This window comes from Methylibium sp. T29, assembly GCF_000576205.1.
GTDB lineage: Bacteria > Pseudomonadota > Gammaproteobacteria > Burkholderiales > Burkholderiaceae_C > Methylibium > Methylibium petroleiphilum.
Genome location: NZ_AZND01000213.1, coordinates 1 through 5721 on the forward strand (window position 1 = coordinate 1; position 5721 = coordinate 5721).

The window sequence follows — 5721 nt, forward strand, 5'->3', positions numbered from 1 at the left end:
GGGGGCGGACATGCTGCGCGACACCTCACCGACCGCAATTGTTCTGAATGGCCAAGCCGCCGATGACAAGCGCGTGGCGGTCATTTATCGATGCCGGCTGAAACCGGAGCAGCTCACGGAAACCGACCACCCAGACATCAAGTTCTGCGATCAATGCCAGCAGAAGGTGTTCAAGATCACGGACTTCGACGGGTTCGAAAAAGCCGTCGCGTCGAAGGGTTGCGTATGGGGCCTGTCAACATCCGGTCGCCCTCCGATAAGGCGAAAGAGATGCGGTTCCTCGGTGGGCCGGGACTCACGGACTACTTCGCAGATTCGGCCTTGACGTGGGACGACTGAGCCGGTCGGCCACCTCGCCCGATAGAGCAGTCAGGTCAAGGGGCCTTGGATGAACGACGAAGACCCGGACCCTTGGTACGCCGAGGCCGACGCGATGGAGCTTCGCGCGATCGACTTCGACGTTGCCGATAGTGCAGAACTGCCCGCCGAGCTGAGCCACCACGCGATCGCAGCGGAACTCGACCCCGACTTCGACCCGGAGTTCGACGCGTGGCTCGAGTGGCTTATGCAAGATCCCGAGGTGCTGCTGGTCCTGGAGCAATGCAGCACCGAGGGCATATTGCTCCCGTGGGACATGCGTGGTGCGCGGTTGCTTACGGCACCGGCAGATGCCATCGACCGGCTTCATTGGTTCTGGGACCATTGCCCCAAACACCTGTATGTGATCCTGTCGCACTTCGTCTTCTGGCTGGTCCGGGCCGAGCGCGCTCGAAGGCGGGGCACGCCCGACTGGTCACCACGATCAGCGCCGCCGCCCCCGGATAAGGAAGAGCGCGCATTCTTCCGGCCAGCGCGCTTTGTGACACGTCGGTACGGTCGATGACAGCGGTTCAATCGGCCTGCCGGGTCGGTCAGTTGGTGCTTTGTGGCAGGTCGGGTGTCAATGGGTTGCTTGGCGCCGCCACGTTCAATCCACGGCGCTGCATAGCCCGGAGCAATGCCTCGGCCATGTCATCGCACGAACCTCCAACGGCCGCTGAGGCTGGTTACCCAACGACCGAATGATCTCCGCCTGCCGCTGGGTCGCCACCGTCCCGTAGCTGATGAAGGTCGTCAGCACACCCTCGTGCCCCAGGTTCTGGCTCCACGACTTGAAGTGCTCCGTCGACTGGCACACCTGCTGCCCGAGCAGCACCAGAGTGCTGCGCAGGCTGTGCGGGTTGTAGTACGGCAGCCCCGCCGCCTGGAACGCCTGCTTGAAGATCGCCCGGATCGGCGCCGCCGTCGCCCACGCCTTGCGCTCGATGCCGACCGCCTCGAACTGCAGCCGATCACCCAACTCGACCCGCGTCGCCGGGAACAGCGGGTCGTCGTTGCCCCACAACAGGTCTCGGCGCAGGTGCTGCACCCAGTCGTCCACGATCCGCCGGATCTCGTCGCCCACCTGGAAGAAGAAGGTCGTAAAGGTCTTGCTGAACTTGGTCTTCACGTCGCGCGCGTCCTGGAAGACGCTGCCAGCTTCCAAGTTCACATGCTTGAGCTTCAGGCTGGCCAGCGCGCTGTCGCGGGCGCCGGTCAGCAGCGCGAAGGCCAGCAGGGCGCGGTTGCGCTGCTCGATCTCGCTATTGGCCGGCATGGTTCCAATGACGTGCTTGACCTGCTCCAGCGTCGGTACCGGCCGCTCGCGACGCGCCCTGGCCACCCGGGAGTCCTTGTCGGAAAAGCTGAAGTACTCGGCATCTGAGTACCGAAGCTTTGACCGATAACCCGGCTGCAGCGCCAGCCACTGGAAGAAGCGCTTCAGGTGCGCCAGCGTGGCGTACTGGGTGGCCTTGCTCAACTTCTCGCCGGTCGTCTTGCTGTCGCGGTCGGCCAGCCGCCGCTTGAACGCCACCGCTTGCTCGAAGTGAAAGGCCTTGAAGTCACGATACTGCGTGTCGGCCTCGAAGCGCGCGATGGCCTTGGCCGCGGCGTCCACCGAGTCCTCGCTCTGGCCCTTCGCCTCCTTCAGAAGCACGAAGTACTCGCGCTTGATGCGCTCGTTGTCAGGGTGGTGTTTTCGCATGGTCGGTTCCGTACTGCACGAAGTCACTGTTCAGGGAGGGCAGAGCGCTCTCGTCTATGTGCTCCCGCGCCTGCGGGAGCATGACGCTCAAGACGCCCTGAACCAGCGGCAACTTGGCCTGGCTCACGCGGCGGTTGAGGCCCGCGCCGCAGCACCCGCACAGGCCCACCAAGTTGCCCTGCGTCGGCGTCAGCGGGTGGTAGCGCACCACGCCCCCGGCCGGCGCCCGTGGCTCACGGCAGCGCAAGCAGTAGATCTCGCCCGGAGCGCACGACCGTTTGTTCGCCGTGCGCCGAATCTGCAGATAGTCGGCCAAGTGGCTGCCCAGCACCAGCAACGGGCGACGCTGATCGATGGTCGGCAGGCCGCGGCCGATCCAGGCCCGCACCGTGTTTCGGTGCACGCCGTACAGCTTGGCGATCTCCTCCACCGTGTAACTACGGTGGATCTTGGCCAGCCGCGGGTTCAGCCGGGTGGCGGGCACGGCCTACTCCAGCGCGGACGCCGCTGTCCCGGCATCGGCCATCAGGCGGTTCGCTCCAGTTTCAGCACCAGTGCGCGGATCTGCTCGTCAGTCTTGCCTGCGATACGCGCCGCGTTCAGCGCCAACACATCGCCCGAAGGCCAGCCTACAGCCCTTGCTCCCAGGCTGACGGGTTTGGTCCACAGCCCTTGCGAGATACGCAGGTAGATCGTGGAACGTGAGTAGCCGGATTCCGCCTCCACTTGCGTGCGCCGCAAGATGGCCCGTGAAGATTGCAGTTGATGCGCCATGTTCGCCCCTGTTAGGCGCTCCCGGCCTATCCGGGAACATGGCTTCGCATCATTCGCATATCGGCGCCAATGAATAGGCGCAGTGGACTGCGCAGACTCGGTACCAGGAACCCGCCAACGGCCTCGAACCCCGCGCCGATGCTCGCGATCGTGGGTGTCGGGAACTACGTGCGCGGGCCTGGTGGCAACCCATCGGCGCGCAGGATTGTCGCGATCTTGTCGGCCATCCTGGCATTCGAGTTCGAGATGGGCCTGTTCCCTGCGGTACTGGAAGAGGCCCGAAGCAAGGGCATCGACCTCAGCCCGAAGTACATCCCCGCCGAGGTCTTCGACAAGCGGGCGGTGGACAAGGGCCAGGTGGTCTTCCACGACATCAGCTTTGTCGAGGCCAGCCCCCGCTACGACAAGAAGAACAAGCTTGCCGTGAGCATAGAGCTGTCCGACTTCTCCGTGTACTACACGCAGGGGGCGGCAGAGGCCGCGATTGCCGCCTTGAAGGAAGGTAAGAGCGAAGTGATCTGCGAGCAGGGCCAGCTCTACAAGATCAGCAAGAACAAGGAAGGCGTGGTGAATCGGGAGCGGCTGACCAAGCACTGGACCGACTGGGTGGACTACTGGGCCGTGGACTTCGACTACCTGCAACGCAAGGAGATCATCAAGGTTCCCGTGGGCACGGGCATTGGTGGCGTGGCCAGCTTGGAAGGCTTCGAGCCGCCCCAGGGCGAGTTGAAGCTGCCCGAGTTCGAGGAGCGGTGGACGGGCGGCTACATCTTCGAGAACGAGTGGCAGAGTTTTCGCACCCGCCAAAGCCGCGTCCTTGACCTGACCACGGCCGTGCACACTTACGACCGCCCTGGCCGCTACACGGTGGCGGTAAAGGTGATAGACATCTTCGGCAACGACACCATGACTTTGGTGCCCGTGAACGTCGGGTGAATGACCACCGGGACGCCGCAGTTCACCATCGCAAGGGGAGTACCCGCTGTACAACTTGCGCCTCAACGACCCCGATGTTCCCGACTACGATTAACTCGAATCGCTTCGCTGTCGGCGCCGCCGTACACTCCGCCTCGACACGCGCCTAGGCTGAACCATCCAGGGGAATTGGACCCCGCCGATCGTAGCCAACGCGCGTGTCCGCCTGCGGTCTAGCGAGTTTCCCAAAGACGCAGCAACACTACTTCGCTCGGGCGCCCCAGGCGTACTCTGTAGTGCAGCGTCAGGCCACCTGCTTGAACCGACCCAGGACGACTTGACCGGTCGTCATCAACTGGTCGATGTAGTCCGCCCAGAACTGCAGCATCTCGCGCCGCTGCGGCTCGTACTCGGCGCGGTTGTAGACCCCGCGCACGCCACCGATGGTGTGGTTCAGCGCCTTCTCCACCACGTCCGACGCCCAGCCGTTCTCATGCAGCAGCGTGGAAGCTGTGCGGCGCAGGTCATGGATCGTGAACGCTGGGATGTCCTGCCCTGCCAGCGCGATCTTCAAAGCGTTGTTGATCGCGTTGTGTGCGAAGGGTTTGGTCAGGCTGCCCCGGCCCGGCATCACCAGTTCACTGCCGCTGGCGAGCGCCTGAAGTTCCTTGAACAACGCGAGCGACTGCCGCGACAGGTAGACGATGTGGGGCTTACCGGTCTTGGAGTGCTCGGCCGGGATGTGCCACTCTGCCTTGTCGAAGTCCACATGCGCCCAGCGCGCCAGCAGCAACTCCGACTTGCGCACCATCGTCAGCAGGATCAGGTGCAATCCAATCTTGAATTGGCGGCGGATATTGGACTCGAACGCGGCCTTCAGGAAGCTGCGGACCTCATCCGGTGCTAGCGCGCGGTCGCGGGACTTCGATCGGTGGACATGGCGCATTGGCAGCGCCAGCACCGGGTTCACTGTCACCAGCCCGGCCGTCATCGCGTAGTCGAAGAGCCGCTTCAAGACGCCGCGGATACTGCCGGCCGCAGCGTCGAAGCCCTCGTCCTTCTTCTTCCAGATGATGGCCCGCACGTCCTCGGTGGTCACGCCGCACACCGGTTTGGCACCGATCGCCGGCACGATGGCCTTGTCGAAATAGCGGCGCGGGATGGTGATGTCCTGCCGGTCCTTGGCGACGATCTCGCGGAGGAACCGCTCGCCGAACTCGGACACGGTGGTCGCGTCGGCTGCCGCCCGCTTGGCCAACTGCTTCTGCTTGGCCGGCGACTTGTCCATTGCCGCAGTCTGTGCCGCCTCGTCGCGCTTCAGCCGCGCGTTCTTCAGAGTCAGCGCGGGGTACTTGCCCAGCGTCAGCTTTTCCCGCTTGCCTGCCACGCGGTAGCGATAGCGCCAGACGATGCCGCCCGTCGGGAACACCTCGACGTACAGCCTCGCTCGTCGGCCACGGTGTAGGCCTTGTCCTTGGGTTTCAGGGCCTTCAGGGCCGTATCGGTGAGCGCCATGTGCACCTCGCTGGGTCCAAGTAGACGGTCTGCCCGGGTCCAAGTAGCTACTTGGACCCAAACTTGGACCCAGCAGGGCTCGGCTGCGGGTGGGTCCAAGTGGACAGTGTAGGAGCATCTACCGCTTGTCTGACAGGCACTTAGGTGCGCTGTTTAGATTCCGGTGGACTGCTTTGGACTCGATCCTACTTCCCGATGCAGAACCTGCTGAAGATGTCTCCCAGCAACTCGTCCGGCGTGTAGCGGCCGGTGATCGCACCGAGCGCGTCGTGCGCCAGCCGCAGCTCCTCGGCCAGCAGGTCGAGGGCGGCGTCGGCACGGTCCGCCAGCTGCCGCGCGCGCACCAAGTGCTCGGCCGTGGCCTGCAGCGCCTGCAGGTGCCGGGTGCGGGCGATGAACACACCCTCGCTGCCGGCCTGCCAGCCGGCCAGCTGCAACAGCCGGTGGCGCAG

7 protein-coding genes and 1 pseudogene are annotated in these 5721 nt (G+C 64.4%); 3 read left to right on the top strand and 5 right to left on the bottom strand.

Annotated elements, in window-relative coordinates; genetic code table 11:
• Both x551_RS25415 and x551_RS17640 read left to right on the top strand, forming a co-directional pair.
• A partial coding sequence (locus x551_RS25415) for a hypothetical protein (RefSeq protein WP_216701340.1) occupies window positions 1–325 on the top strand: 325 nt, incomplete at its 5' end.
• 63 nt (window positions 326–388) lie between these two features.
• Entirely contained in the window at window positions 389–883 is a 495-nt protein-coding gene (locus x551_RS17640) for a hypothetical protein (protein ID WP_036231990.1), read from the top strand.
• A gap of 84 nt (window positions 884–967) precedes the next feature.
• Here x551_RS17640 and x551_RS17645 read toward each other — a convergent pair whose 3' ends face one another.
• The 3 genes from x551_RS17645 to x551_RS17655 are packed head-to-tail and all read right to left on the bottom strand — an operon-like array spanning window position 968 to window position 2839.
• Window positions 968–2065 (bottom strand): tyrosine-type recombinase/integrase, encoded by a 1098-nt coding sequence (locus tag x551_RS17645; protein WP_051495691.1) that lies wholly within the window; start codon window positions 2063–2065, stop codon window positions 968–970.
• A complete protein-coding gene (locus tag x551_RS17650) occupies window positions 2046–2549 on the bottom strand; it encodes a helix-turn-helix domain-containing protein (protein ID WP_036231988.1) in 504 nt (167 codons plus the stop codon). Before x551_RS17650 ends, x551_RS17645 begins: the two co-directional genes overlap by 20 nt.
• A gap of 41 nt (window positions 2550–2590) precedes the next feature.
• Entirely contained in the window at window positions 2591–2839 is a 249-nt protein-coding gene (locus tag x551_RS17655) for an AlpA family phage regulatory protein (protein WP_051512123.1), read from the bottom strand.
• Between the two features lie 138 nt (window positions 2840–2977).
• On the opposite strand from x551_RS17655, the gene x551_RS17660 reads away from it, so the two are divergent.
• A complete protein-coding gene (locus tag x551_RS17660) occupies window positions 2978–3775 on the top strand; it encodes a PKD domain-containing protein (protein ID WP_036231983.1) in 798 nt (265 codons plus the stop codon).
• Window positions 3776–4058: 283 nt separating this feature from the next.
• On the opposite strand, the gene x551_RS17665 is transcribed toward x551_RS17660, so the two are convergent.
• Window positions 4059–5183: a site-specific integrase gene (locus x551_RS17665; RefSeq protein WP_231497619.1), complete on the bottom strand. Its 1125-nt coding sequence runs from the start codon at window positions 5181–5183 to the stop codon at window positions 4059–4061.
• 271 nt (window positions 5184–5454) lie between these two features.
• A pseudogene (locus x551_RS17670) lies at window positions 5455–5721 on the bottom strand (tRNA uridine-5-carboxymethylaminomethyl(34) synthesis GTPase MnmE); the annotation flags it as partial.